Below are 26,185 nucleotides of genomic sequence, written 5' to 3' on the forward strand. Positions count from 1 at the left end.
TAACGCTAAACTTATTAAAATAAGCTTAATTAAGATTTAAAAATGTTTTTCTTAAAAAAATTTGGCAATAAATATACTTAACTATGGTCTTAACAAACAAAATAAAAATTTTAAAAAAAAAGAAATTATAGTTTACTTATATAAAAAATATAATATAAAATAATTTTTAAAACAACATAATTTTTGATAACTAATTTCTTTATTTTACTTCTTACACATAAATTCTTACGAAGGAATCAAATAAAGAGGTAGTCCTGCATAGTAATAGTAAACTGGTGAGCTAGAAACTTCAATTATCGCAGCCCTCTCAATGAACTGTCCCAAATGCCAACCATTATTGAACGATTCAACAACACTCTACGACAACAAGTAGGGCATTTAGTGCGTCAAACCTTGTCATTCTCTAAGAAATTGAGCAATCACATCGGTGCAATTTGGAACTTTGTACATCATTACAATGCCTCTTTCCGTGCTTAACCATTACTATTCATCACTACCTATAAAGAATGATCGTGTTTTTACTGAGATTAATAGAAAGATTATAATCATCTAATTTGTAATATTTAATAATTGCTGTTTTGTATAATAATATGAAGTTTAAGTTAATTTTTATTTAAAAAGCATCAATTTATTGATTTAATAATAAACTAAATTTATTCAATAAGTAACCTCTTTTTTTACTTTTTAAGTATAAGTTCATAGACAGGAAAAAAAACACAAGAAAAAACCGTATTTTTACGGTGGCAGCCTAATAATAATGAGTGTTTTGGTTTAAGTAATCACAAAGCATTCGTGGAATCACAAGTAGTTTATTTTTAAAATGATTGAATCTAACCCTAATCAGACGCTAAATCCTGCGTCATCTACATCTAGTAACGAACTTATTTTTGTAGACTCTGCTCTCAGTAATTACAACAGCTTAGTTTCTACGATGAGTCCTCAAGCAAATTTAATTGTTCTTGATTCGCAAATTGCTCAAATAGAGCAAATTACTGAGGTCTTGAGCCAATATAAAAATGTTTCTAGCTTTCATATTTTTTCTCACGGAGAAGCAGGGCAATTAAAACTGGGTGATACCTTATTAAATGACTCTACCCTCGCTCAATATGAGACGGAAATAACAGGTTGGTCAAACTCTTTAAGTGATCATGCTGATATTTTATTGTATGGCTGTAACATTGCTAAAGACCTAAAAGGACAATCATTTGTACAGCAGTTGGCTCAGTTAACAGGTGCAGATTTAGCCGCATCAAGCAACCTGACAGGAAATCAATCTCTAGGCGGGGACTGGAGCCTAGAATACCATACAGGCTCAATCGAAACAACAACCCTTCAAGCAGAAACTTATGGTGCTGTTCTGCATAGTAATTTTGTAGAATTCCTCGATACTTTTGCGAAAACTCATACAGCCGTCAAAGATGGTTCTTGGTTCGATCCAAGTACCTGGGGGGCATCAGTTCCAGGAAACGAGGCAGGTGTGTTTATTCCTGCAGGTCGCAAAGTGATTTACGATGGGGAAAGCAGCACTCGTCTAAAAACAGTTAGAGTCGATGGCGCGTTAGAATTTGCGACAACTAAAAATAGTAGTATGGTGGTAGATACCTTTGGGGTAGCTCCAACGGGCCAACTCACGATCGGTACAGCAACTAATCCAATTCAGTCCGATAAAAAAGTTACGATTACCTTTAGAAGCGATACAGCCATTAATACGGCGATTGATCCCCAACAGCTTGGTAAAGGTTTAGTTAGTCATGGACAAGCCAGAATCTATGGTGCTAATAAGTTAGACTATGTTTCTCTCCAAGGAGATGCTTTGGCTGGATCTTCTGAACTGATCTTAAGTGCAACACCAACTGGATGGCAAGTCGGTGACAAAATCGTTTTGGGTGGTACTGACTATAATGGCAGTGGCTCAGATGCTAATAACACCCGTTTTGAAGATGAAGTGTTGACGATTACCTCAATTAGCGGAAATCGAATCCGATTCACGAATGATAACATCACATCAGGAAATAATACAATTCTAAGATTTGATCACCAGCGACCTACCTTGTCTATCAACGGCAATGGAGGAACAAAGCTTTACGTTGCAAATACTACCCGCAATGTGATCTTTCAAAGCGAGCAAGGAGCGTCTACCCCTCTTTTGAGACGGGGACACACCATGTTCATGCACAACACTGATGTAATTATTAAAAATGCTGGTTTTTACAATTTAGGGAGAACTGATAAGACCAAAATTATCAATGATGTAGGAACTAACAAGGATGGTACTTCTGGAAACGGGACAAATGTAAGAGGTCGCTATCCTCTACACTTTCACGAAAATGGAGTTGATGACATTAAAGGTCTAGCTGCGATCAGTGAAGGCAATGCCGTTGTCGGCAGTCCTGGTTGGGGTATTACCCATCATGATAGCCACGTCAACATTGAGAGTAATGTAGTGTTTGATGTGGCAGGGGCGGGAATTGCCGCAGAACACGAAAATGAGATCGGGGTCTGGAAAAACAACATTGTCATTAAAATGAGAGGGGATGGTAATAGTACTTTTGAACCAAATGATCGAGCCAGAAGCGATCGCTTTGATTTTGGACACGAAGGTGAGGCTTACTGGGTTCAAGGTTCTGGTGCTGGTTTAGAGATGGTGAATAACATTGCGATCAGTACTGCAGGCTCAGGCATTGATTTTATGAATTCGCGTGGATACATTGAAGAATATACTATTCCAGTCAAAAACCTGGCCCCAGAACTCCAAAGCTTGTTTACTGGACTTGGATATACTGAAGTCGATCCTCGAGTCCTCCCCTTACGAAAACTTTCGGGATTTGAAGCATATAACGTCGGATTTGGGATTAATTTCTATCAGCATTTAAAGAATGGAGATGGGCAGGGAGTATTTGATGATGGGCATCCCAGACCAGCACATAATGTACATTCAGTCGTTGACAATTTCAAAGTTTGGAATGTCAGGACAACAGGGGTTGGAGTTGTTTATACCACTAATTTAGATTTAGTGAATGGTTTAATTCATGGTTCAAATGATCCCTATGGAAGCACAGGCATCGGAGGAAATGGTGCTTCTCCACATCACCTATATAAGAATTTACAAATAGAAGGTTTCAAAACAGGGATTGTACCGCCAATTGAATCCGTCTCTACAACTCCCGATCTAACCGTCCCTCTAACAGCAAGTCGAATTGAAAATAGCTACTTAGCTAATAACCTAAATAACTTTAGCAGTTTTTTGAGTCGGATTATCAAGAATAGAGACGGCTTTTGGTATACCGACTATCTTGAGATTGTGAACACGACACTACTTGGAAATTCCAATAATGTTGCTCCCGTCGCAAACTTCAATTCTCAAGCATCTGGCGGTCTTGGGGTTAATTTTGACGCTACTTCCTCTTACGATCCAGATGAAAGCTCTGCTTCAATGCCATCCTACGACTCAATTGTCGGCTATGGTTGGGATTTTAATGGAGATGGAACAATTGACCAGTTTGGTCGCAAAGTCGCTCATGCCTTCTCAAGTGCTGGTTCATATCCAGTAAAGTTAACAGTATGGGACGATCAAGGAAAGACAACAATCATTCAGAAAACAGTCAATGTACAGCCGACAGCCTATTCAAATTTAATCCTTGATGGAGATTTTAGCTCTACCCAAGATTTTGTTCGTAGCGTCTATACCTATGCGGGAAGCTCTGGTGAGTTTTACAGTAATGCTTCAGCTAATTATGGCTGGGTTGCCTCTTCATCACAAGCTTGGAAACGCATTGGTGGAGCAGCCGTTTTTGTTAAAAACGTTATTCCTTCTAGTGACAATGACAATCAGTTTGGACAGGTGATTCGTGATGATTATATGCGTCGGGGTCAGCAACAGTTAAGTGTCAGCGTCAAGAATACTCAGGTCAATGGCAACCCAAATCAAGTTACTTTTAAAGTGTGGGGAATCAACGGGCAATTTGGCTGGACAGATGCGGGGCCTAGCAAGTTTGATGCAATTCCTATGAACAGCACCAAACTTTTAGAACAGACAGTAGGTGGTTCAACTTTCGATTGGAAAAACTTTACCTGGGATGTGAACTTTGGCAATGGATATCAGTTTATCTTAATTCAGGCTACTCCCAATAATGTTAATCAGAACGGGGGCGACTATCTAGCTTTAGATAACTTTAAGATTATTTCTGGTACAGTAACGCCACCATCGCAAAACATTAATTATGCTGTTGTGACCAGCAATGCTGCTATCACTGAAGGCAATAGTGGTTCTCAAACCTTGACCTTCACTGTTACCCGTACAGGAGCCACCCAAAATGCCAGCAGCGTTAATTACGCCCTCGCTGGAACGGCGACTAATGGCAGTGATTACAACAGTATCGGTGGAACGAGTGGAGCAACTGGACTGACGGGAACGATTAGCTTTGCAGCAAACCAGACGAGTAAAACCATTACCCTTAATGTCCTGGGTGATACGATTGTCGAACCCAACGAAACAATTCAGGTATCCCTCAATAACGGAACGGCACCTGGTGGCACAGCTACCATCACAACAGCTAGTGCGACCACGACCATTAGTAATGATGACTCTAATGGAACCTCAACCAGTCTTTTTGCTCCAACGACAACACCCGTCGAACCCAATGCAACCGATGGAACGGGAAGCGCGGGAGATTATGAATTAGGAATGGAGTTTCGTACGGCTCGTGCTGGAAAAATTACGGCGATTCGCTATTACAAAGCACCAAGTGAGACAGGTACTCACATTGGCCGCATTTGGTCGAGTACGGGACAACTACTTGCCAGTGTTACTTTTACCAATGAAACGACTTCGGGTTGGCAAGAACAAGCTCTGCCTACAGCTTTAACCATTCAACCTAACACGACTTATATCGTCTCGGTCAATTGCAATAGCCATTATGCTAATGCGGAGAATGGATTAGCTACAACGATTACTAATGGCGATTTAAGTGCGATCGCAGACGGCAGTAATGGAGTCTTTAACACTTCTCCAGGTTTGTTCCCAACTCAATCATGGAATAACAGCAACTACTACCGCGATCTCGTTTTTGTTCCTACCTAGTATTAAATAAAGAGAGATTAAAGAGTACCACCATAACTCAATAATCTCTCTATTTAATTACTAAGCAATTGAAATAGTTCTTGCTCTATTTGTTGATTAATTACTTTTAAATCAAAACGTTGGCTTGCTTGAAATTGAGCTTGTTTAGCTATTCTTTGCACTGGTTCTGATTGATCTTTTATCGCAATAATTTTTTCGGCTAATTGTTGTGCATTACCCGACGCGAATAACCATCCTGTTTTTTCGTTTTCAATTAATTCTCTCACACCTCCTTCCCCCGCAGCAATTACAGGTCGCCCGCATAGCATTGCTTCAACAATGACTCGACCAAAAGGCTCAGGCAAGATTGATGTATGAGCAATTAAATCACAAACCTGCATCAATGGTATTACATTGGTTTGAAAGCCTAAAAACTTTACTCGCTTTTTTAAGCCTATACTTCCGTTCGCTCTAATAAATCTTGAGCATAAGCTTCTTCACCAAAGAGAGCATCACCAATAAAAATTGCTGTAGTGTCATCAGGGCATAAAGTCAGAGCTTCTAATAAAATATGTTGCCCTTTCCAAGGAGAAAGACGGCTGAAATGCCCTACGACAAATCGGCTTTCTAAGTCAAGCTTTTGTCGAAGATCTTTAAGATCAATATCAATTTGATATTTCTTGGGTTCAAAACCGTTATAGACCACTTTAGTCTTATCTTGTTGTCCTCCAGCTTCAATGAAAGCGGCTTGAGTCGCTTGAGAATTGGTGATGATAAGAGAGGCAAAACGATTCGCTAATATTACGGCAAGGCGGCGATTAATAGGGCTGAAATGCTCATCTGAGAGAATATCGTGTAGATGATAAACTAAAGGGCGGCGACTCAAAATACTAGCTAAAGCGCCGACTACTAAAGCTTTTTGCGTATTGGCATAGATAATATTATAGTTGTTTGCTATCTGGGCGACTTTGCTCACCAAGGGAATTACAGTATTTAGACTCCCTAAACTTTGGAAAAAATGGCTGTCTTTTCTGACTTTAAAAGGAACTGCTGTTAACACTTGTACTGGAATTTGCTTTTGTTCTAAACTTTGTCTAAATAAACCATCTTCAAACAAGACCACTAAACAATTATCTTGATAAAATTTGGCAAGATCTAACAAAAATAACTCCGCGCCCCCTAGTTTTCCACTCTGATCCAAAAATAGTATTTTCATACCCAGGTCTTGTAAAGTTTTGTGAATACTATACACAAATGACTGCAAAGGTAGGTAGCAAAGATGTTGAATGATACTAAATATCTCTGTCTCGATTTTTAGTATCTTGTATTTACTGATTTGCCTTTTTTCTTTAGTTAAAGAATGCTCGTAAGTTTTTAATTTATCAGTATAAAACTTAGTGATTCCGAATAGCTTGAGCAATCTTTTTAACACTATTAAAGAAAATACTGGCTAGATTGAATCATAAAATTAATACTTCTACTCGCTCAACATCTTTGTGACACTACCAGGATTTTAACCCATATCTTTATAAGGCAAGACTTTCAAGTTTAGCCTGATTCTCACCTCCGTGTTCACGTTTGTAAAAAGAACAGTTCCGACAAGGGCTAGGGAAGTCACCTTCAGGAATCGCCCCTTTCTGGAAAAGTTCTCTCGCTCGTTGCATAGTGGGACTATTGTAAAGCTGTTGTACTGTATGAGTCTTAGCATCACCATACTCGGCTACGTTTTGATAGATCAAACAACGTGCCATGCGACCATTGGAATTTAGCACAAGCCCTCGCCATAAGAAGTAACAGGGAAACTTATGGCGGGTCTCTCCAAGAGCAAGTCGTCCTGCATCCCATGTTGAGTTTTCGGGTAACCATTCATCTTGAAGTTTGGGATCGAACTCCATCCCGTGCAAATTGGAGAAGCGTAAGTAGACTCCCAGTTCTTTTGCTATCTCACGAGCTTGCTCCATCTCATGAATATTATGTCGATGTACTAGATACTGCCACTCGATCTGCATCGGGCTTTTTTGAAGATTGCGTTCTTGAACAAAAAGCCGCATTCCTGCAAAAGCCTGATCCACATTGCCCCCAACTCGATAATAACGATAACTTTCCTGACTGACTCCATCAATGGCACATACCAGATGATCTAAACCTGTTGAAGGCATCTCGGCCGCAATCTTAGGCGTAACCAGTGTGCAGTTCGTCGAAAGAAGGGTAAAAATTCGTTTTTGGTGTGCTTTTGTGATAATTTCTTTTGTTCTGCTCCAATCAAGTAGTGGTTCACCTTGACCGAAAATATGGCATTGGAATAGATAATCACCTACTTCATCTAAGATGCGATCCCATAGCTCTAACGATAACTTTCCTGCCTCGTTTCCCTTTCGAGCGAAAGGAAAGATCTGGCGATCACACAGAGGACACTCAAGATTGCAGTAATAGAGTGGCTCAACATTAATTAGATAGGGCATTGACTGCACATTAGTAATACCCCGCCGATAGGCAATTTCTGTGCGTAGTGCATTAACTATCTTTTTAGGAGTTGAATAACTTAATACAGAACGACCATAAACTCGTAGTAATCGACCTGGATTTTTGTAATTTAACATATAGTAATAAATGAAAATTTAATTAATTCTAATTTAATACAGCAGTATTAAATAAGCAATATAATTTTACATTTAAACATATAATACTTTTATAAGAGAAAAATAAAAATAGATTGCTCTAAGTCTTATAAATAAACAAGTTCATGAATTTCATAAAAGTCATTAATTATTGATCCAGTTAGAATTTTTATATTTAAATGATTCAAACAAATTAGCTAACAAAACCATCTTAATAAAACTAAAAAATAAAGGGGAGACTTCGTTACACTACCCAGAATTAGTAACTATTGCCTAATAAGGCTTTTTGATACACAGATTTAATTTGTTGCGCGATCGCAGGCCAAGCATAATTTTCTTTAACATACGTTTGACAGGCTAGATGACTTGGAAGTTGACGTTGGCCTGATAGAACCTCGATGATTCCCTGTGCTAAATGTTGTGTTGAGCAGCTTTCAAACAATAAATTCTCAGAAAAAGGTTGTAAAATTTCGGGAATACCACCAACAGGTGTTCCTAATACGGGTGTTCCTGTTGCTAGAGACTCAATAACTATCAAACCAAAACCTTCTAATGCCACTGTAGGAACAACCGAAAAATTAGCAGCACGATAAGCAAGAGCAAGATTTTGTTCAGGAAGATAACCCAGCAAGCGAACATGATTCGTTAGTTCTAAATCAACAATTTGCTGTTTTAAAACAGGTTCTAATGTCCCTTTACCTGCAATGAGTAATAAAACATCGGGTTCTTTTTGACGGACTTGAGCAAGTGCTGCAATTAAATTTTCTAACCCCATCCGTTTTTCTAAGCGTCGTATTGCTAAAATAATCGAGCGTTCTTGTGACCAGCCGAGCTTTGTTCGAGCCTCATTGGGAGATAGAGCAATATTAAACTGTTCTACTTCTACTCCTCCTGAAACGATCTGAATTTGCTCGAATGGAACCCGATATTCTTGGTGTAAAATTTCACGGAAAGCCTGTGATAGAACAACAAATTTTGTAGCTTGCTGGTAAGTGATCTGTTCTAAGTTTTTTCTAAGCCAAACTGAAATGATGTTGCTCCCTGCTACACGGCTTTCTGATGCCCAGGGCCCGTGAAAGTGAATAACTAAAGGACGATCGCCCAACTGATCCAACACAGGAAATGTATAGAGCGCAAAGTGAGAAACAATGAGGTCATAGTCATTTTCTTGTAAAAGTTGAAAGAAATTCTCTCGTAATGACTGCCAACGATGCCAAAGTGAAGCAGATGGAGATGCAAACGAGCGTACTATACCATTAGAGTTTTGCAGCACCGATGTTGAGCCAGCAACTAAACCGTTGAGAGTTACACCAACTTGAGGTAAATACTTGATGCAATCATAATAAACACGATTAAGTCCTCCCGCATTTTCAGGTTGCCAATGTAAACCTAATTGTAATGTTCGTAAGTTCATCTAAATCAATATTTTAAGAGTTTAATTTCACTAAATCACAGCAGATACGTTCAACTTTACTGGCAAGTAAATCATAATCAAAATGCGATCGAGCAACTTGTTTAGCTGGTTCAGTAATCTCTAAAAGTTTCGGTTGAGCTAAGAGTTTTTTTAACTGTTGGGCAAGGCGAAACGGATGATGATTATCTCTGACACCATCGTAAGGAAGAAGACAGCCCACCGCTGGAAGAACCTTTTTGGCTTCACCCACATCTGTCGCAATAACGTACTTTCCATATGCCAAATAAAGCGGCAATTTCCCCGTGGTTCGTACCATCCCCACTAAATCGTTCGATTGAGTGGAAACACAGATATCCATGGCACAAAGATAGCGAGAGAGTTCATCGTAAGGAATTTGTCCCGTAAAGATTACACGGTCAGCAACACCCAGTTCCTCGGCACGAGATTGTAAGATAGAACGCCCATTACCATCGCCAACGATGAGAGCTTTGATCGGTAAATCTTTCAAGAAGCTTAAGGCCTCAATAATGTCCCATCCATAACACATTTGATGTTTGTCAGACCAAGTTAGTGTTCCTACTACACCAACAACCAAATGATGAATTAAACCTAATTCTGTTTTTAAGGAGGTTACATCGACCGACTTTATAGAACTTAGTTTAACCCCATCAGGAACAAAAAAAACATTTTGTATCCCTTGTTTTTCTAACCAGTTTTGATGATAACTACCCCGTACAATTAAACAATCTGAGTAAGCGATCGCAAGTTGTTCAACCCAGTGAATTAAGGCTAATTGTTGTTGGGAATAATTGCCTGTAGATTTAGCTAACTCATATGCAACATCCCCTGTATCCGTGATTAACTTGCATCCTAAGAGCTTTTTCGCCATGTATCCCGCTAACACACCTGTATAAGCAGTATCCATCACATAAATAATATGAGGGCGAAAGTGCAGAGCCGATCGCACAAAAGTCACTATACCTTTCCATTTAGGAACAGGCCGATAGTTAAAGCAAATCTCCCATCTTGATGATAATCTCTCGGCAAACAATTTAGCACGAATCCCAGCCGCCTCAGATTCGGCACTGTTTACAAAAAACATTAACTTTAATAACATCTTTTAAAACTACTTATGAAAAGAATTAAGCTATTTTCTTCATTAAAGGTCGTGCAGGAATACCAACGACCGTTTGATTAGGTAATACATCTCTGGTGACTACAGCATTAGCACCAATAATCGCGCTATTTCCAATAGTTAAGCTTTGATCCCCACGACCGATGATCACTACACCTGCCCCTATTATCACATCATTACCAATCAATATATGATGTTCTGAACCGATCCAAGTTTCAGATGCAAGGGTAACATGTTGATAAATTTTGACGCGTTCACCAATTTTGACATTAGGATGAACAACAACACCTAAACCATAATGCTCCAAGATAATATCTTTTTTTATATCAGCCTGATAGGGTAAAATTGCATGAAAAACCATATAGTTAATTGTTTTTAACAAACGAGCTAACCAATAATATTTTTTTTGGTAAGCTTGACAACTTAACCACCAAAGGTATGAAGGATTGATCATGTTTTTTTACGTCTTACAAGTTTGATTGTTGATAGCTCTCTTAATCAATTTTGTATTTCTAATATTAATTAAAATTAAAAATATCTAATTTATATTTAATTAGATAAAACAACTTTTATAGAGATATAAAAAGATTGAAAAATATATTACTACTCATTAGAAAATAAAAAATTTTTTCTTAGCTCAAAGCTCAATCTTGTATCATTGTTTGTTTCTTGTTTATTAGAGTTAACTTGACATTTAGCCATTTTTTGAGTGGATCAACAACTGTTGCGATCGCTGTAAGAGGTAAGCCACGTAAAGCATGATGCCCCAAACCGATGACGCGAAAGAATAAACCGACACAGGAATGTCTATGTAACCAAGAGCCATTCCCTAACCATGCAGGTAAGGTGTGAAATTCTACTTCTGATTCGTAAGAACGACATAAAGCCATGTAAGGAGACGTTTCTACCAATAAACGGCGTAGTCCAGGATACCAACAAAATCGAGGTGTATGGTTTTCATGAAACATAATCCAAGGCTTACAGCCAATGCCGTGAATAAAAGTCGGTATTGATTTAAACAAACCAATAAAACGCTCACGAAGCGAGTAGCCTAATGCACCTCCACAATGAATAACATTTATCCCACTACGTAGATAATAGACAGGAAAATCAGCGAACTCAGTCGCACCAACGAGCGCGCCTAAAACGTCTTGATCACCCAAAAGATGAATAGGTCTTTGAGCAATGGGTAGACTAGCAGAGGTGATGTATTCAGGATGGTTTAACAGTTCTATCCACTTTTTGAGTAAAGGAATGTGATAAGATGTCACTCTAACCACACAACTATTCAGTGTCCAGGGCAAAGAACGTCCTACTGGAAGATTCCAGCCATTAGTTCTAATCTCAGTCCCTTGATAGGGTTGGCTTAAAGGTTCTTGTGCTGCAACAAGTGTTTCTAGACTCAAATCAGTAAAAAGGGGGCTAGGGTCACGAGTTAGCATGATATCAGAATCAAGCCAGATTACTTCTTCTTCCCCTCTCTCTAGCAACGAGAGTAAAGCATAAGGCTTACAATTCCATCCTGCATTTTTAGGAACGTCTGGGAAATCAGAGATATGTTCAGCTTGAGGGATTTTGGTCAACCAATTTTTAAAAGTATCACAAGGCTCTGGATAAAATACAGCTATCCGACCTTCTGGGCAGAAACGTCGAAACGTAATAAGTAGATAACGCAGACCAATTTCGCAATCTTGGCGATTTTCAGCAACACAATAAAGCATTTTTCTTGATTTCTATTTTATTTTAGGTGTTTATGGTGTAGTCGTTATAAGATGATTGATGGCTTTCTTGAAGTTACGCACATAATTTTGGCTTGAAAAATCATTGACTCTTTTTTTAGCGGCGATACCAAGCTGACAAGCGAATTCTGGATGATTTAAATAACAAAGAATTGCTTGAGCCAGTGCAGATGAATTACCATAAGGTGTTAAGAGTCCATCAATTCCGTCAGTCACAATTTCAGTAGGCCCACCTGTATTCGTCGCAATAATCGGTTTTCCCAATGCCATTGCTTCAAGAATTACCATGCCAAAAGGTTCATGATCCGATGCGTGAACAATAATATCCATCGCTTGCATCCATTCGGGGATATTCTGTTGTAGTCCAACAAGTTTGACGCGTTCTTCAACTCCAAATTTTTTAATTTGCTCTTTTAGATAGTCTTGATAATTAGGTTCTAAATCATGTTTGCCCCCGATGACTACACAATAAGCATCAGGATAGAATTGCAAAACAGAAGACATCGCCTCGACTAAGATATGTATCCCTTTCCATCGCTGAAGACGAGCAATTATTCCGATCAGTTGGCTTTGCGTTGGTAATTCTAATTTCTGACGGATTTCTTGTGGAGTAAGTAGCCGTTCTGGGTTAAATCGATCAAGATCGACACAGGGATAAACAACATTAATGGGAACGATCGGTCTAAGCTTTTTTTGAGCTTCAGCAGATGTTTTTGAACAAGTCAAAACCCCCTTTGAGGGTAGCATTGTGGCAATTTTGTCCATCCAGTTTTCCGAAGATGGGACACCATGCTGATACCAAAGAGCAGGAATTCCTGTTAGTTTAGCGGCTAAACTACTATAAAGATGAGCTTTAGTCATCCAACTAAAAATTAGGTTAACACCACTGCTTTTGACGATCGCTGCGATTTCAATAACTGTTTTAATAAAACGATAAGGTTCTCGCAAACGACCCGCTAAAATAACCGATGTTTCTATTCCTAATGCTTGAATCTGCTGAACCATAGAACCATCTTCGAGAAAAATGATAAGCAAGTCTGCATAATTATCCTGCCAATGGGACATTAGTTGCTCAAAGAGCAACTCTGCACCTCCTTTTTGTTCAGCAAGTGGAATGATGATTGCAATTTTCATGAAGGTACAACTTCGTTAAGGAATTTTTTTAAAATTTAATTGACTACTTAGTTAGAATGGCAAACAGACCATCACTCCAGAGCTTGTTACTTGCTTAAGGCTAGGTAGAATTCAACTTATTATGTCTAAAAGTTAATGCTAAAAATTATTTTTTAGCAATAGCCCAAAGATGAGGACTCATGATTGACCATAAACCTAATAAAGTTATCAGTTTTTTCAAAAGACCATTTGGATTAACTGGAGCATAAAAAACTTGAATGTCATTAGATAAAAATGATTGATGAAGATATAACTTTAGAGAGGATTTTGATTGAATATTGATATGACCAAATACAATTTCTTCTTTAGTAGTAGGAGTAGGCCAATCGATACTCTTCAAACGAAAATAGTATTTAGTAATGTACTGGCCATAAAGCTTAAAGTTAATAGTTGGTAGAGTATGAATGATTAAAGTCCCTCCTGGCTTCAGAACTCGATAGGCTTCAGAAATAGCTTGTCTGAGGTTGGCATCTGAGAGATGCTCAACAAGATCAGTCATAAAAGCAATATCAAAGGTGTTGTTGTCAAATTCTAATTGCGTAGCACTCATATTTTTGACCGTTACCTGCCCCTGAGCTATTTGTTGCTGACAGGTTTGCAATGAGAGATTAACTGATTCTTGAGATAAGTCGATGCCAACTACATGGTGTAATTCATGATTAGCTAAAGCAAAAAGTAGTTCTCCTCTGCCACAGCCAATATCTATAGCAGTATCACCTGGTTTTAAAGAGCATAATTTCAAAACATACGACCTAACGTCATCTAACTCACTACCCTGAGAAAGTTTAAAAATTTCAGAGCCACCACATTCTTTCGTGTAGTATTCTTCATTATAAATATCAATTGATGGTTCTTGATAAATACGTCTTTTATTGTCTTGATAATTTTTGATAAATTCAATCATTGGAAAATAACCCATTAAGCTTTCAAATTTTAAAATTAACATAACAGCAAAATCAAGAAGATAAATTAATTTAGGTATAAACTAATTAATCTTTGTTGAGCAAGCCCTGCTGATAGTATTTATGTCCTGCAATTACAAAGCCAGCAAAACCCCAAAAAATAACGCCAGGTAATGCAGTGACGACAACACCATTTGGCATCATGGCAAAGATACTACAAGCAGTAGCTCGTGAGGCAATCAAGGAAGAATCGAATCTGCCTGGTGTTTTTTGGAACATCTGTAAAAATAACAATACTAATCCACCACCATAGGGAAGTACGCCCAACCATCCCATCTCATGAAACATTACAATCACGCCACTATCGGCTAAATCGATGCTGGCTATTCCATGACCAAACGGATTAAGCAATGCTCGTTCAAAATAGGCTTGATAGATAAGCTGTCTCGAATTGAGGCTGACATCATCTTCAAGATTAGAAAAACTTTGAAAACGAGCATCAAGCATACTAGAAAAAGGCTCTACTGTCGCTAGTGGAAATACGGCTAAAAGTAGCACGAGTAGCGCGAGAATGATACGGATTTGAAGACGTGGATGAAGATTACTAATGAGCAATACAATTCCAATTATACAAGCTGCCCAAGCCGTCCGAACTTGAGCTAATAAAAAAGCTAAAATACTGACGATTGCAACTGGAATTCGCCAAGTATTTTGATGATTAAATAATAAAATTAAACAAGGAATCATTAAAGCGGCGAAATGTCCATTTGAGTTTGATGTACTCCAGATAGTATGTTCTACATTAGCAAAACCTCTAAGTTCAACAACTTTTTCTCTCCAGTACAAATCCCAGGGCGGCATGAAAAAAAACTGAATTAATCCATAACCTCCCATAACGATCGCACCCCAAAAAAAAGTACGCTGTAAATTTTGTTTTAAGTTGGGATAATTTCTCCAGTTAGCCAATATGTAAAAACCGAAAGTAATGGGAGAAATCCACTCGATTAATCGACGCATCATCAAAGTTAAACTTGACTGATGATCTAAAATATTAGTTAACCCAATACTAAAACTATATAAGATACCGATCAATGCCAAAATAAAAGGTAAACCCCCTTGACGATAAGGATACTTTTTTAGAATATACTGCAAAAAGTTAAGTGCGGGAATTAACGAGATGAGAAAAGGTGTTATTAGAATGATACTTTGATCTTGATAACCACTTCTAAAATCAATTAAGCGACGGATTAATGGTGCAAGAAACCAAATCCACCAACAAAAGCTTATATAAAAAGTAGAGTATCTTTGATAGAGAAATACTCCGACTCCAAAGGATGCCACTGGAAAAGCTAAACGGACAATTTTTCCAGCCCCTAAAACTCCCAGCAATGTAAAAACAACTAATCCTAAGATAGCCATCCATGCTGAAGCTGGTTGTAAGTTAAAGAAAGAATTCCCTTTTGTAAAAGATTGCTGACGAGGATTATATAAAGATGACACTACTTTTTTGGATACTATTAATAATTAAACTAATTTACTTCTAGAAGCACATATTGTAAGTAAGAATATTTTTTAAAACGTGGAAACTGTTCTAAAAAAGAATCTAATTTTTGTAATGAAGAATGCCAATTTCCTTTTAATAAATAAATTGAAGCCAGTCCAAAAAAGACTAATTGGGGGTGAATAATATTAACAGTAAATTTTTGTTTAAGTATGGCAATTTCGGCAGGTGTTAAAGGAAATTCATCATGATCACCATACTTAGGAATTCCATATTTACCGACGAGATGAGTCCGAAACCAAATTAATAAATTACTTAAAGCATTATTTTCATAGAAAAAAGCTTTACCTTTCGGTGAAAGACTTTGCTTTAGAGATTCAACAAAAACGGCAAAGGGTTCGAGATGATGAAGAATCATACTTCCAAAGACAAAATCAAAGGTTCCTAGTTCCGCAATTTCAAAAGCCGAACATTTCATCGGAGTGATATTTGTAATATTATTCTCGACACAAAGTTGAGTAAGACTTTGAATGGCGACATCACTGATATCAATAGAAACAACATTAGCTCCCTGCTTAGCAAAAAATAAAGAACTACTTCCATTGCCACAACCTAGATCTAATAATCTTGCACCTTTAATATTGCCAAAATGTTTTAAAGCAGCTAGTAACACTGGATCTTGCTCATTGGGTGCTTGAGTTGGATTAGCCTCATAAATTTTATTCCAAAAAGTTTCAATACTGATTTGACTCATTGAATGTAACTCCTTAAAAATGGGTGCTTAAATTTTAGGTAAACAAGATTGCTGCCAAGTTTTCCAGCCGAGCCAGCGACCTTGTAAAGAAGCGAACATCTTCTGTCGAGCTAGTTTTCCTTCACTGGGCAATAACCGAAGCCATTGTAGAAAACCTGGGGTGGCTCGGTTACCGACTAAGATAGCCCACATTAGAAAGAAAAAACGACGTGTCAAGCCTAAATACTCCAGTAAAGCTAATGTTTCATTGTGGGCAAGATTGATTAAAGCCGTTTCATTAAATTGTCCGCGCCGATCTTCATCAAAACGAGGACTTCCATAATGATTGACTGCGATCGTTGGATCATAAATCAGCTTCCAACCTTCGTCTTTTAAGGCAAAACAAAAAGCCATTTCATAATGTACCTGTGCCCCACTTCCTCTCATGCGGCAATCAAATCGTTGATTATGAATTGCTGTTTTGCGAAAACTCATATTGACACCTTTAAGTACATCTACCTCACGAGCCGTTCCGATTCCCAAATGATGATTGCCAATCATTTTCCCATACCATAAAAGCTGGCCAACAATTTGACGCTCACCTTCAATGAGCCAAGATTCTTGAGTCCCGTAATAGACAAAGTCACGCCCTCCAACTCCACCAATGCGCTCATCTAAGACAAAATGACATTCCATCCTCTCTAACCATGAAGGATGTGGTGCTGCATCATCATCCGTAAAAGCGATCAGATCTCCCGTCGCTGCATCTAAACCCAAATTCATCGCCGCTACGACCCCTGGTACTTCCACCATGAGCGTTTTCAAAGGTAGTAACTCAAAATTAAACGTCTTAAAATAGTCCCAAGTTTGAAGATCACTCTGACGAATGATGACTAAAATTTCATCCGCCAAACGAGTTTGTTCTTGTAGTGCGCTCAAGCATCGCGCTAAATCTTGTGGACGGCGGTAAGTGGGAATAATAACGGTTATCTTCATGGCTCGACTAATGCTTCAAATAGATCAAAATAACTCTGAGCCATCTTGCGCCAGCTATGATGTTGGGCGATTGTCATGGCTGAATGACCCATTTGTAATCTAAGAATGCGATCATGAGTTAGTTTAGTCAGAGCTTGTGTCAACGCGGCTGTATCTTCTGAATCTGGTAAAACGATGCCGCAATCTGGTGTAATCATCTCAGATCCCCCTGCTGTAATTGCTGTGATAATTGGTAAACCCGTCGCCATCGCTTCTAATAGAACCAGTGTACAAGCCTCATAGCGCGATGGAAAAACAAAGAAATCCACCGCTTTCATTACATTTGAAACATCAGAGCGATACCCTAAAAAATGGACACGCTCACTGAGAGCTAATTCTTTAGCGAGTTGAGGATAAGGACTTTTTTCTAGAGAGCCTACTACAGCCAAATGTAACTCAGGGACATCAATTAAAGCATTTAATACAGTATCTAAGTTTTTGCGAGGAGTCCGAAGATCGCCGACAAAAAGAGCTAAGGGGACTTCTTCTGGTAAACCTAGAGAGCTTCGTTCAACAAAACCTGGGGAAAATTCATCAAGATCAACACCATTGAAAATGACTCGAATTTGCTCTTTTGGAATGCCGAGATCCATTAATTCTTGCTTAACTTTCTCGGATACGGCCACAACAATTTTCGCTTGACAAAAGGCTTTTTTTTCTTGTTGAGCATTCAAAATAGTATAAAGCCACTGATAAGCACCCGAAAAATTGCGCCGCAATCGCCAAGGATGAACAGGTGAGCGTAACCAAGAGCTATGGATAAAATGGGCTGCATTAATATCACTTGGTACTTCTGTATTAGTTCCATTCACTTGAACTACATCAAGCTCATGACGGTGTTGCCGTAGCCATTTAGCACTTCGCCAAGAAAAAATTTTACTGCTCAGAAGTTGAGAGGGCCATCGTTTTACTGAAATATTAATCCAGTTAATTTGATGGCTACGCTGGAGTTCAGGCGCAATGCAACTTGCCAGTAAAGTCACCTGATAACCGCGTCGAATCGCTTCCTGGGCAATTTCATAATTTACACGGCTTTGACCATCCCCTTTGATGATGTTGCGTGTCACAATAGCTAATTTCATACCTAACGATTGGTCAGATGAGTTAAAACTTTTTGAATAGGTAAAGCATCTGCTAAACTATCCGTCAATTGAGGCTCCAAACTGATTTTTTCTGGATTATGCCGTTTTTGATGCCATTGCCAAGCATGACTAATAATCTGAGTTAAATCGGAATACTGGGGATGCCAATCTAAAATTTTTCTGGCTTTCTCACTACTGCCAACTAACATAGGGGGATCACCCAGGCGGCGCGGATGTTCAACTGCAAGAATGTCTTTTTGGGTCACTTGTCGAGCCGTATCAATGACCTGTTTGACTGAAAATCCATTCCCATTACCCAGATTAAAAACTTCTGTGTGTCCACCTTGCAACAAATACTTCAGCCCTAAAACATGCGCTTGAGCGATATCAGCAACATGAATATAATCTCGAATACAAGTTCCATCAGGTGTCGCATAATCTGTTCCAAAAACGCTGACTGAGTCTTGTTGTCCTAAAGCAGTGAGCAAGACAAGTGGCAACAGATGAGTTTCAGGAGAATGATCCTCACCGAGCATCCCTGATGGATCGGCTCCTGATGCGTTGAAATAACGAAATGTGACCGATTTTAGACCAAAAGCTGCGTTAAAATCTTGCAAGATTTGTTCAACCATCAACTTACTAGCTCCATAAGGATTAATCGGAGCTTGGGGATGATTTTCATAAATTGGTGTAGTTTGCGCTTTACCATAAGTTGCACAAGTTGACGAGAAGACAAATTTATCAATGGATGCTGATAACATGGCTTCTAAAAGAGTTAGAGTGCCGACGACATTATTACGGTAGTATTTATCAGGACTAACCGTAGACTCGCCGACATAAGCATAAGCCGCAAAGTGCATTACAGCAGCAATATCATAGGTTGCGAATACATGATCGAGTAATAGGCGATCGCCTGTATCTCCAACAATTAAAGGGACTTGAAGAACGTTTTCGATTAGATCTCGATGTCCATAAACTAGATTATCGAGAACTAACACTTCAAAACCTGAACGCTGCAAAGCTAAAACGGCATGGGAGCCAATATAACCCGCACCGCCCGTAACTAAAATTTTGGGTTGAGTTGATGACATTTTTTTGACTGTTGCTCCACAATAAATTTTTAGAATTAGGCAAGATACTGCTCATAAATTTTTTGTAGTTTTTGAACATGAATATCCATCGTGAATTTCTCCTTAAACAAAGTATGGCCTTGTTGTCCCATCTTCTGAGTTTTAAAATAGTCTTGACTGAGTTCATTAATTGCTGCTGCAAGTTGTGTCCTATGATTTGCTTTGATGAGCAAGCCTGTTTCACCAGAGTGTAAATATTCAGGAATACCGCCAACTGCACTAGCAATAACAGGACGATAACGCGCATAAGCTTCGAGGGTGACTAACCCTGCTGGTTCAGGCCAAACACTCGGAAAAATAACGCAAAAACACTGTTGATAGAGTTCATCTAACTTTTGCTGATGACACCAACCCTGCCAAGTTACTCTTTTTGTTAAACCTAATTTCTTTACTAAGTTTTCCATCTGAGGTCGTTCCCATCCGTCACCTGCAATATCAAGATGAATTTTTGGCTCAGTTAAAGTTAAAGCTTCGAGAAGCCAGCTAAGTCCTTTATCAGGAACAATGCGCCCCACAAATAAAATCCTCTGATTTTGGTGAATATTTTGTGTTAAAGGTTGAATCGCTGAGGGCTTAGAAACACCACAGTGTAGAGTGATAACTTGATGGGGAGGTAAACCATTTTTAATGAGCCATCCTCGAACATAATTACTATTAGCAATAATCAGAATTTTTAACCTTTTTAGAGTTTCTAATTCCCATTGCGATCGTTGTAAATTTTTAATCATATTTTGTGGGCGGCGGCTGCCACAACCTTCCACTAAATGACCCCAAGTACAGCCTAATTTTGACATTGTACGCTCACAACTTAATTGATTAGCTGTTAGATATTTAGTCCCACTCGGACAGTATGAATTATGATTGTGTAGAGTGTAAATAACAGGACATTTATGCCAAATCTCACCTAAGAGTTCGGCTCCATGAATGTGAAGCAAGTCGAACTGTTCGAGGCGAATATTCTGAAGTGTTGTAAGAATATTATCGCTTGTATTTGGTATTCGCCAATCTAGTAAAGATTTTACATAATTTTTGACTCCCCCATCTACATTTAAAGAAGAAGGAATACATTGATAAATCATAATTTCAAATACTTAAATGAAACCAGAATTTGTGTCTAATATCACTTACATAATGTCTTAAAACAAGATTAGATTCAGCAAATTGATCAGGATAAATAAATTGGTCATCAACACTTAAAACATAGCGTTTAGTACAAAGAGGTTGAGAATGATTGTGGTGCATAGTGAGATGAACCAGAGTTTGTTCTGTAAAATAATGAGTGAGTTCTTTAAGTTTTAAAAAACGTTTCATGGCAAATTGCCAGTCAGGTTTTTCTTTGAAAATAATGAATCCTCCATTGACAGGATTTAACTTTTCTGAATCGTTATAAATAACTCGCTCATCCATTTTTGTCGCACAATCGGGTAAGTAGCGAGAAAACGTCTCCTCAGAATTGATAATCCTCACTAAATCAACTGCACCTGGAAAAAAAAGAATATCTGAATCAGTGTAAATCGTCGTTTTTTGAATGGGAATCGATAAAAGAACGGCTAACTTTTTTCCCATCGGATTATTAGCAGCATATTCATACACCGCTTGAGGAAGATCAGGTTTAACTAACTGATGAATCGGGACAACTTTAACACAAGGATGAATTTGACTGAGTAAATGACAGCTTTGCTCAGTGTAACTACCATCAGAAATCACCGTAAACTGATCAGGAACCCCAACATAACGAATAAATGAGCGAATACTAGCAACTTGTTCAGGCAAATCCCGTTCACAGGAAAGCGCAAAAACATTGACGGAAATCTCTTGACTTGGTGGGAGAGGCACCCTGACAATTTGTGCTAGTCCAGCTTGATAGAGAGTGCGACTCACTCGTCCTCGAAGTCTAGCCATGTGATAAGGAATATTTACCATAAAGTCTTCCTGATTAAAATTTGATAGTCATTTTTAAGACGTAAGATAGCTTTTGCGGTTAAAAATAAACCCATACGGCTAAAACGTTTGGATAACAAGATGATTGGATTGGCTTGTAAAGCTTTAAACCCCAAATTTCTAGCTTGTTGTTCGTTTTCCTTCTCAAATTCCTGCCAGGCAAAATAAGCATAGGTTAAGCTGGATCGTAGTCTTTTGATAAAGCGCAGGGGCAGGCGTGTCAGTGGATGACTTCTGTGGATTGATGCAGGAAGCCAGGCAAAGCTATGTACATATTGCCAGTCAAAGAGCATTTTTATGCCATCGATCCAGTTATAGGCAGGAGCAAGATCATAAAATCGGCTTTCTGACTGGTGCTGTGAGAAGGACTGTGTACCAAATGCCTCCGATTCTGCTCGGTTTGGACTATTAATAAAGATGTGAAGTAATTCTTCAGTCACTTGTTGGAAATACTCAACTTTACATTCATCGGGTTGTAAGTTTTCAGTTAAATATTTTGTAAATTCAACAATTGCTTCTTGCTGGACTAAAACACCCCAGGCAATACCACTTTCATTTTTTTGTGAACGTAGGATCGGATGATAGCGATCGTCTTGTTGTTCATATCTTACGGTACTACCATGATCGGCTGCTAGAAACAGTTCCAGAATTTGAGAATCACACAAGAAGCGTCGTTCACTAACTTGATCACTTTCTAGAAAATAAGACATTAAACAATCGGTGGAAAAAGCTTGTGTCTTGCTGAGTAATCCAAAAAAGAATCCCTGTAAACCCGTTGCTGGATAGATCTGAGCCGCCGCCAGAATTTGACTAAGCGATCGCTGAGATTTACCAGACCAACCAATATCGACGGTTGCAAAAGGAATTCCATCTGCCATCCCCTCTTGTTTAAAGTATCCTACCGCTTTTTCTCGATAGGTCTTGGCTAAAGTTAAGATCATTTTACTGACCGATGGTTCTTGAAGTACTGCTTTTAAAGCCAGTACTTCGTGATGAGCCAAATTTCTGTCCCAACTTTCTCGCAAGAAACCATGATGTATCAGTGTATCAGCAATCTTTTCGGGTTCAAGATTGACGCGCTGACAAACAATACGAACCGATAGAAACGCAGGATTATCTAAAATCCAGTTAAATTCATGTTCACCTAGCGTTTGTAGCGCAGGAAAATGAAAAGCTTGTCTAGAACCATAAAGATATCGGCAATCAAGATCATATCCCCATTGATGACAAATGATTTGAGCCACTTTTAGGAGAATTTGGCCATCTCTAGCCATAAAATACAGTCTTTGTATCCCTTGTTGCTTGGCTTGTTGTAATACCCAGTGAACAAAACCAAAAACAAGAGGAGCAATTACATTCGCCGCCGTATCCCAAATCGTCTGACGGCGGAAATCGGTTTCTGGGCAGTGTAGACGACATAAACGGCTAGATCCTGCCACAAATGAGCGAAATCTTACTGAAAGTTTAGGATCATCAGCAATCAAACGCTCATAACGATTAAGATGCGATCGTCTAAAAGGAGTGACTTTAATGCCTAACTTCTGAGGAACTTTAAAATCTGAATGTAAATTATCTCCAGTATGATGAAGCTCAGAAACTTTTAAATTATTTTGTAACATAAAATACTGAAAAAGTTCGCCACTTCCTTTTCCAACTCCCGCTTCAGCAGACACATAAAGCTGATCGCCATTAGCCCAAATTTGATACTCTTTCAGGAAATCTTTAATTGTTTCCGTTGGTAGATACATATCTGAAAGATAAGCGATGGGTTGTTGAAGTTGATGAAGGTCTTGAATTTTACGCTGAATTTCTGGAATTGGACGAAGGCTTAATTTTTCTAGTTTAAGTTCTAATTTGAGCGCTTCTTCAACCTCTTGGATAGACCAATTTAAAATAGTCTTCAATTCTTCGTAAATCTGATTTAAAGTGACTTCCCCCGTTAAAATTTTTTGTCGGGCAACACTTTCAGCCTCGACTCGTATTTTCTGCCAGGTTGCTGGTGAAACCGTAATCAACTGTGTTTGTTGAAGTTGAACGCCAAGTTCCCAAAAAAGGTCAGTGGGTTTAGCCCAGGTGCGGACTAGAATCGTATCAAAAATATCAAAAGATTGCATGAAATTTTACATTCTGGTATCAGGACAATTAAACAGAGAGAATTTGCTCAGGTGTAGTAGATTTAGATAATGAAAATTCTTCTAACTCTTGATAGAGTTCAATATGTTTTTGGAGAAATAGACTTTGACTAAAGTTGTTTTCAACGTCTTGGCGGGCTTGCTGTCCCATTGTCGTAATGTCATTAGACGAAAGAGCCTGACGCAAAGCTTGATTAAGTGCCTCCTGATTTGTAGGTTCTACTAAAATGCCGTTGCGTCCGTTTTGAATCATTTCTGGTACGCCACCTGTAGCAAACCCAACAATAACCGTTGATGCAGCCATCGCCTCTAAAATAGTAAGTGGTAGGTTATCGGCCAAAGAACAAAAAAGCATGAGATCCGATGCCAAATAAGCTTGTGCCAGCCGTTTTGGATTAGACAGAAAACCCATTTCTCGAAGGTCTAGCCCTTGACAAACTTCTCTCAACTCATCATTACAATGCCCCACAGCTAAAACAAGAGGCGACAAATCACGGCAACTCTGTAAAGCCGCGATCGCGTATCTAACTCCTTTATGTGAAGCGGCTAAATAATTTGCTGATATTGCCACAATCTTACGACCTTGAGGCAGATTGAGAGCAGCTTTTGCCTTTTCTTTAGTTTGCTCATTAAAAAACTTCAAATCAATTCCATATGGAATGATCACAGGAGGAATTTTAAAGGATAAAGCTAGATTTCCATTTTGGGAGATCCATTGACTCGGAAAGATATAACGAATCTGAGAATGTTTGGCAAGCCATCGTTGTATACTCTGAATTTCTCTAGTGTGATCGCGCAACCGAGCGAACCAAGTGTCTTGGGGTAACTGAGGGCATTGATGGCAGTAACTCTTAAATTTATGACATTCGATTGGATAAAGACAGCCACCTGTAAAAGCCGAGCAATCATGTACAGTAAAAAAAGTCGGCTTGCGTCGAGACACGAGTGCTAAAGTGAATGGCGAAATTGCTGAGTAAAGATCGTGGAAATGGAGCAGATCATAAGTTTGAATTATTTGGCTCAGATTTAACCAGTATTCAACAGGCAATAGTTCTCGAAAGCCATAACGATTAGTAATTGAATGAATTTTTCGACAAAGCTTAAACTTTAATCCAGTACCATATAAACTTTGTTGGAATGAAAGAGGTTCTTGATTAGAGAAAGCTATCAAGTGATCGGCTTGATGTCCGGCTTCATTAAGCCAAAGCGCGAGATCTTCAGCAACTCGACTGGCTCCACCACTAAATCGATCTGATTTACTAATAATTGCAATTTTCATCTTAATTCATTTGGATTATAAGATTTGTGAGCTAAATTCATTAAAATTTTATTTTTAGATATCAGAAAAAATTTGTCTTTGTTTAGGTATTAACAGGGTCATTCTAAAGATGAATCAAGCTCTCAATTTTAGATTCTTAGACAAGTGACTTTATTCAATTAAACTTTTCAATTCATTAGTAAAAACTTCTATTGGATCTCTTGGGATTAATTTTCTGACTCTAATTGCCGCATTCTGTCCAATTTCATCCCAAGAATGACGTTGTTGCCAAGCTCGTTCAAGAGTGTCATCAAGACATTCGACTTTAGGAGCTATTGCAATAAAACCGCTAACTCCATCTTCGATCAGTTCGCTATTCCCTCCTACATCTGTCACAATGCAAGGCCTAGCACATAACATAGCTTCAACTAATGCAATCGGTAAACCTTCAAATCGAGAAGGCAAAATGAGTGCCTGATGAGTTTCCCAAATGGCTTCAACATTATTTGTAAATCCTGAAAAAACAACATTTTTGAGATTCCAAAGCTCTTTTAATTTAGACAAAGATTTTTGATTTGTGCCATTTCCAAAAAGCGATACTTGAATAGGCCTGTTTTTCCATTTATCAGTATTCAAAAGTTTAAATAAAATGTCGTGTCCTTTAGCAAAAGGCTCAAGACGTGCCACACAAGCTAACTTGAAAATTTGATTTTCATCAGGCCACTTAACTTTTACATCATAGGAGACATTAAAAGGATTGGCAATAATCTTTGAATTTTTAAGCGTTGTTGCTATCTGCATTTGAGTGAGTTGTAAATTAGCACGGGATACAAAATAACTGTATTTAGCTTTTGCATAAGCTTGTGCCAAATTTTGGGCTAACTCATCATTGGGCCAAAAGCTTTCTGCCACTGCCTGGCTAATAACAACAAATGGTATATTTTTGGCTATGCAAGCTTCCATCCAAGAAAGACCATCAGAATTACCTCCTTGAGAAATAACAACAAGTTCAGGTTTAAATCGGTCTAGAAAAGCAAAATCTCTTTGAGTATTTTGTAATTTTGTGATTAGTCTTTGTAGAGGGCTAGAGAAGTTTTCCCGACGCACAATCAAACAACCCGCTTGCTCAAGTTTTAATATTGCAAGTGCTTCAGGATTCCAAGCTTTAATGTTTATCCCTACCCTATATCCCTCAGATACCATTCGCATAGCTGTTTGAGACCAAAGCTCTTCACTACCTCCCCAGGGAGCAAAATCATTAGTAGATACAAAAGCAATTTTCATCTAATTACCATTATGATTAAAATTTTAAAGAGAGAGCAGTAGCAAGCTA

The 26,185-nt window shown here is 38.5% G+C and carries 20 protein-coding genes and 1 pseudogene; 2 read left to right on the forward strand and 19 right to left on the reverse strand.

Annotated features, from left to right (window positions below; genetic code table 11):
• Window positions 1-339: 339 nt before the first annotated feature.
• A pseudogene (locus CFPU101_RS04020) lies at window positions 340-477 on the forward strand (IS1 family transposase); the annotation flags it as partial.
• A 343-nt stretch (window positions 478-820) separates the two neighbouring features.
• On the forward strand, window positions 821-5,080 hold the full coding sequence (locus CFPU101_RS04025) for a DUF4347 domain-containing protein (protein WP_206814038.1): 4,260 nt from the start codon (window positions 821-823) through the stop codon (window positions 5,078-5,080).
• Window positions 5,081-5,133: 53 nt separating this feature from the next.
• Here CFPU101_RS04025 and CFPU101_RS04030 read toward each other — a convergent pair whose 3' ends face one another.
• The 19 genes from CFPU101_RS04030 to CFPU101_RS04120 form a co-directional block, all read right to left on the reverse strand.
• Window positions 5,134-5,460, reverse strand: a complete 327-nt coding sequence (locus CFPU101_RS04030; protein ID WP_242577752.1) for a glycosyltransferase — start codon at window positions 5,458-5,460, stop codon at window positions 5,134-5,136.
• A gap of 53 nt (window positions 5,461-5,513) precedes the next feature.
• A complete protein-coding gene (locus CFPU101_RS04035) occupies window positions 5,514-6,275 on the reverse strand; it encodes a glycosyltransferase (RefSeq protein WP_206814039.1) in 762 nt (253 codons plus the stop codon).
• A 310-nt stretch (window positions 6,276-6,585) separates the two neighbouring features.
• Complete coding sequence (locus CFPU101_RS04040) at window positions 6,586-7,659, reverse strand: radical SAM protein (RefSeq protein ID WP_206814040.1); 1,074 nt, start codon at window positions 7,657-7,659, stop codon at window positions 6,586-6,588.
• Window positions 7,660-7,936: 277 nt separating this feature from the next.
• Window positions 7,937-9,091: a glycosyltransferase family 4 protein gene (locus tag CFPU101_RS04045; RefSeq protein WP_206814041.1), complete on the reverse strand. Its 1,155-nt coding sequence runs from the start codon at window positions 9,089-9,091 to the stop codon at window positions 7,937-7,939.
• A gap of 13 nt (window positions 9,092-9,104) precedes the next feature.
• On the reverse strand, window positions 9,105-10,193 hold the full coding sequence (locus CFPU101_RS04050; protein ID WP_206814042.1) for a glycosyltransferase: 1,089 nt from the start codon (window positions 10,191-10,193) through the stop codon (window positions 9,105-9,107).
• Window positions 10,194-10,233: 40 nt separating this feature from the next.
• Window positions 10,234-10,680: a serine O-acetyltransferase gene (locus tag CFPU101_RS04055; protein ID WP_206814043.1), complete on the reverse strand. Its 447-nt coding sequence runs from the start codon at window positions 10,678-10,680 to the stop codon at window positions 10,234-10,236.
• 190 nt (window positions 10,681-10,870) lie between these two features.
• A complete protein-coding gene (locus CFPU101_RS04060; protein ID WP_206814044.1) occupies window positions 10,871-11,947 on the reverse strand; it encodes a hypothetical protein in 1,077 nt (358 codons plus the stop codon).
• A gap of 30 nt (window positions 11,948-11,977) precedes the next feature.
• On the reverse strand, window positions 11,978-13,099 hold the full coding sequence (locus tag CFPU101_RS04065; RefSeq protein WP_206814045.1) for a glycosyltransferase: 1,122 nt from the start codon (window positions 13,097-13,099) through the stop codon (window positions 11,978-11,980).
• 145 nt (window positions 13,100-13,244) lie between these two features.
• Complete coding sequence (locus tag CFPU101_RS04070; protein WP_206814046.1) at window positions 13,245-14,084, reverse strand: class I SAM-dependent methyltransferase; 840 nt, start codon at window positions 14,082-14,084, stop codon at window positions 13,245-13,247.
• Between the two features lie 43 nt (window positions 14,085-14,127).
• Window positions 14,128-15,540: an O-antigen ligase family protein gene (locus CFPU101_RS04075; RefSeq protein ID WP_206814047.1), complete on the reverse strand. Its 1,413-nt coding sequence runs from the start codon at window positions 15,538-15,540 to the stop codon at window positions 14,128-14,130.
• 29 nt (window positions 15,541-15,569) lie between these two features.
• Window positions 15,570-16,295 (reverse strand): bifunctional 2-polyprenyl-6-hydroxyphenol methylase/3-demethylubiquinol 3-O-methyltransferase UbiG, encoded by a 726-nt coding sequence (locus tag CFPU101_RS04080; RefSeq protein ID WP_206814048.1) that lies wholly within the window; start codon window positions 16,293-16,295, stop codon window positions 15,570-15,572.
• A gap of 27 nt (window positions 16,296-16,322) precedes the next feature.
• Window positions 16,323-17,270: a glycosyltransferase family 2 protein gene (locus CFPU101_RS04085; RefSeq protein ID WP_206814049.1), complete on the reverse strand. Its 948-nt coding sequence runs from the start codon at window positions 17,268-17,270 to the stop codon at window positions 16,323-16,325.
• Window positions 17,267-18,391 (reverse strand): glycosyltransferase family 4 protein, encoded by a 1,125-nt coding sequence (locus CFPU101_RS04090; protein ID WP_206814050.1) that lies wholly within the window; start codon window positions 18,389-18,391, stop codon window positions 17,267-17,269. The genes CFPU101_RS04085 and CFPU101_RS04090 overlap by 4 nt, the downstream gene beginning before the upstream one ends.
• A 2-nt stretch (window positions 18,392-18,393) precedes the next feature.
• The gene (gene galE / locus CFPU101_RS04095) at window positions 18,394-19,482 is read right to left on the reverse strand and encodes a UDP-glucose 4-epimerase GalE (protein ID WP_206814051.1); all 1,089 of its coding nucleotides are present in this window, start codon (window positions 19,480-19,482) and stop codon (window positions 18,394-18,396) included.
• 35 nt (window positions 19,483-19,517) lie between these two features.
• Window positions 19,518-20,600, reverse strand: a complete 1,083-nt coding sequence (locus CFPU101_RS04100) for a glycosyltransferase family 4 protein (RefSeq protein WP_206814052.1) — start codon at window positions 20,598-20,600, stop codon at window positions 19,518-19,520.
• 4 nt (window positions 20,601-20,604) lie between these two features.
• The gene (locus CFPU101_RS04105; protein ID WP_206814053.1) at window positions 20,605-21,444 is read right to left on the reverse strand and encodes a hypothetical protein; all 840 of its coding nucleotides are present in this window, start codon (window positions 21,442-21,444) and stop codon (window positions 20,605-20,607) included.
• The gene (locus CFPU101_RS04110; protein WP_206814054.1) at window positions 21,438-23,576 is read right to left on the reverse strand and encodes a hypothetical protein; all 2,139 of its coding nucleotides are present in this window, start codon (window positions 23,574-23,576) and stop codon (window positions 21,438-21,440) included. Before CFPU101_RS04110 ends, CFPU101_RS04105 begins: the two co-directional genes overlap by 7 nt.
• 28 nt (window positions 23,577-23,604) lie before the next feature.
• Window positions 23,605-24,873 (reverse strand): glycosyltransferase, encoded by a 1,269-nt coding sequence (locus tag CFPU101_RS04115; protein WP_206814055.1) that lies wholly within the window; start codon window positions 24,871-24,873, stop codon window positions 23,605-23,607.
• Window positions 24,874-25,023: 150 nt separating this feature from the next.
• Window positions 25,024-26,136 carry a glycosyltransferase family 4 protein gene (locus CFPU101_RS04120; RefSeq protein WP_206814056.1) on the reverse strand — a complete coding sequence of 371 codons (1,113 nt, stop codon included), beginning with the start codon at window positions 26,134-26,136 and terminating at the stop codon, window positions 25,024-25,026.
• Window positions 26,137-26,185 lie beyond the last annotated feature (49 nt).

The sequence above is a fragment of the Chroococcus sp. FPU101 genome (genome assembly GCF_017312365.1).
GTDB lineage: Bacteria > Cyanobacteriota > Cyanobacteriia > Cyanobacteriales > Microcystaceae > Chroococcus.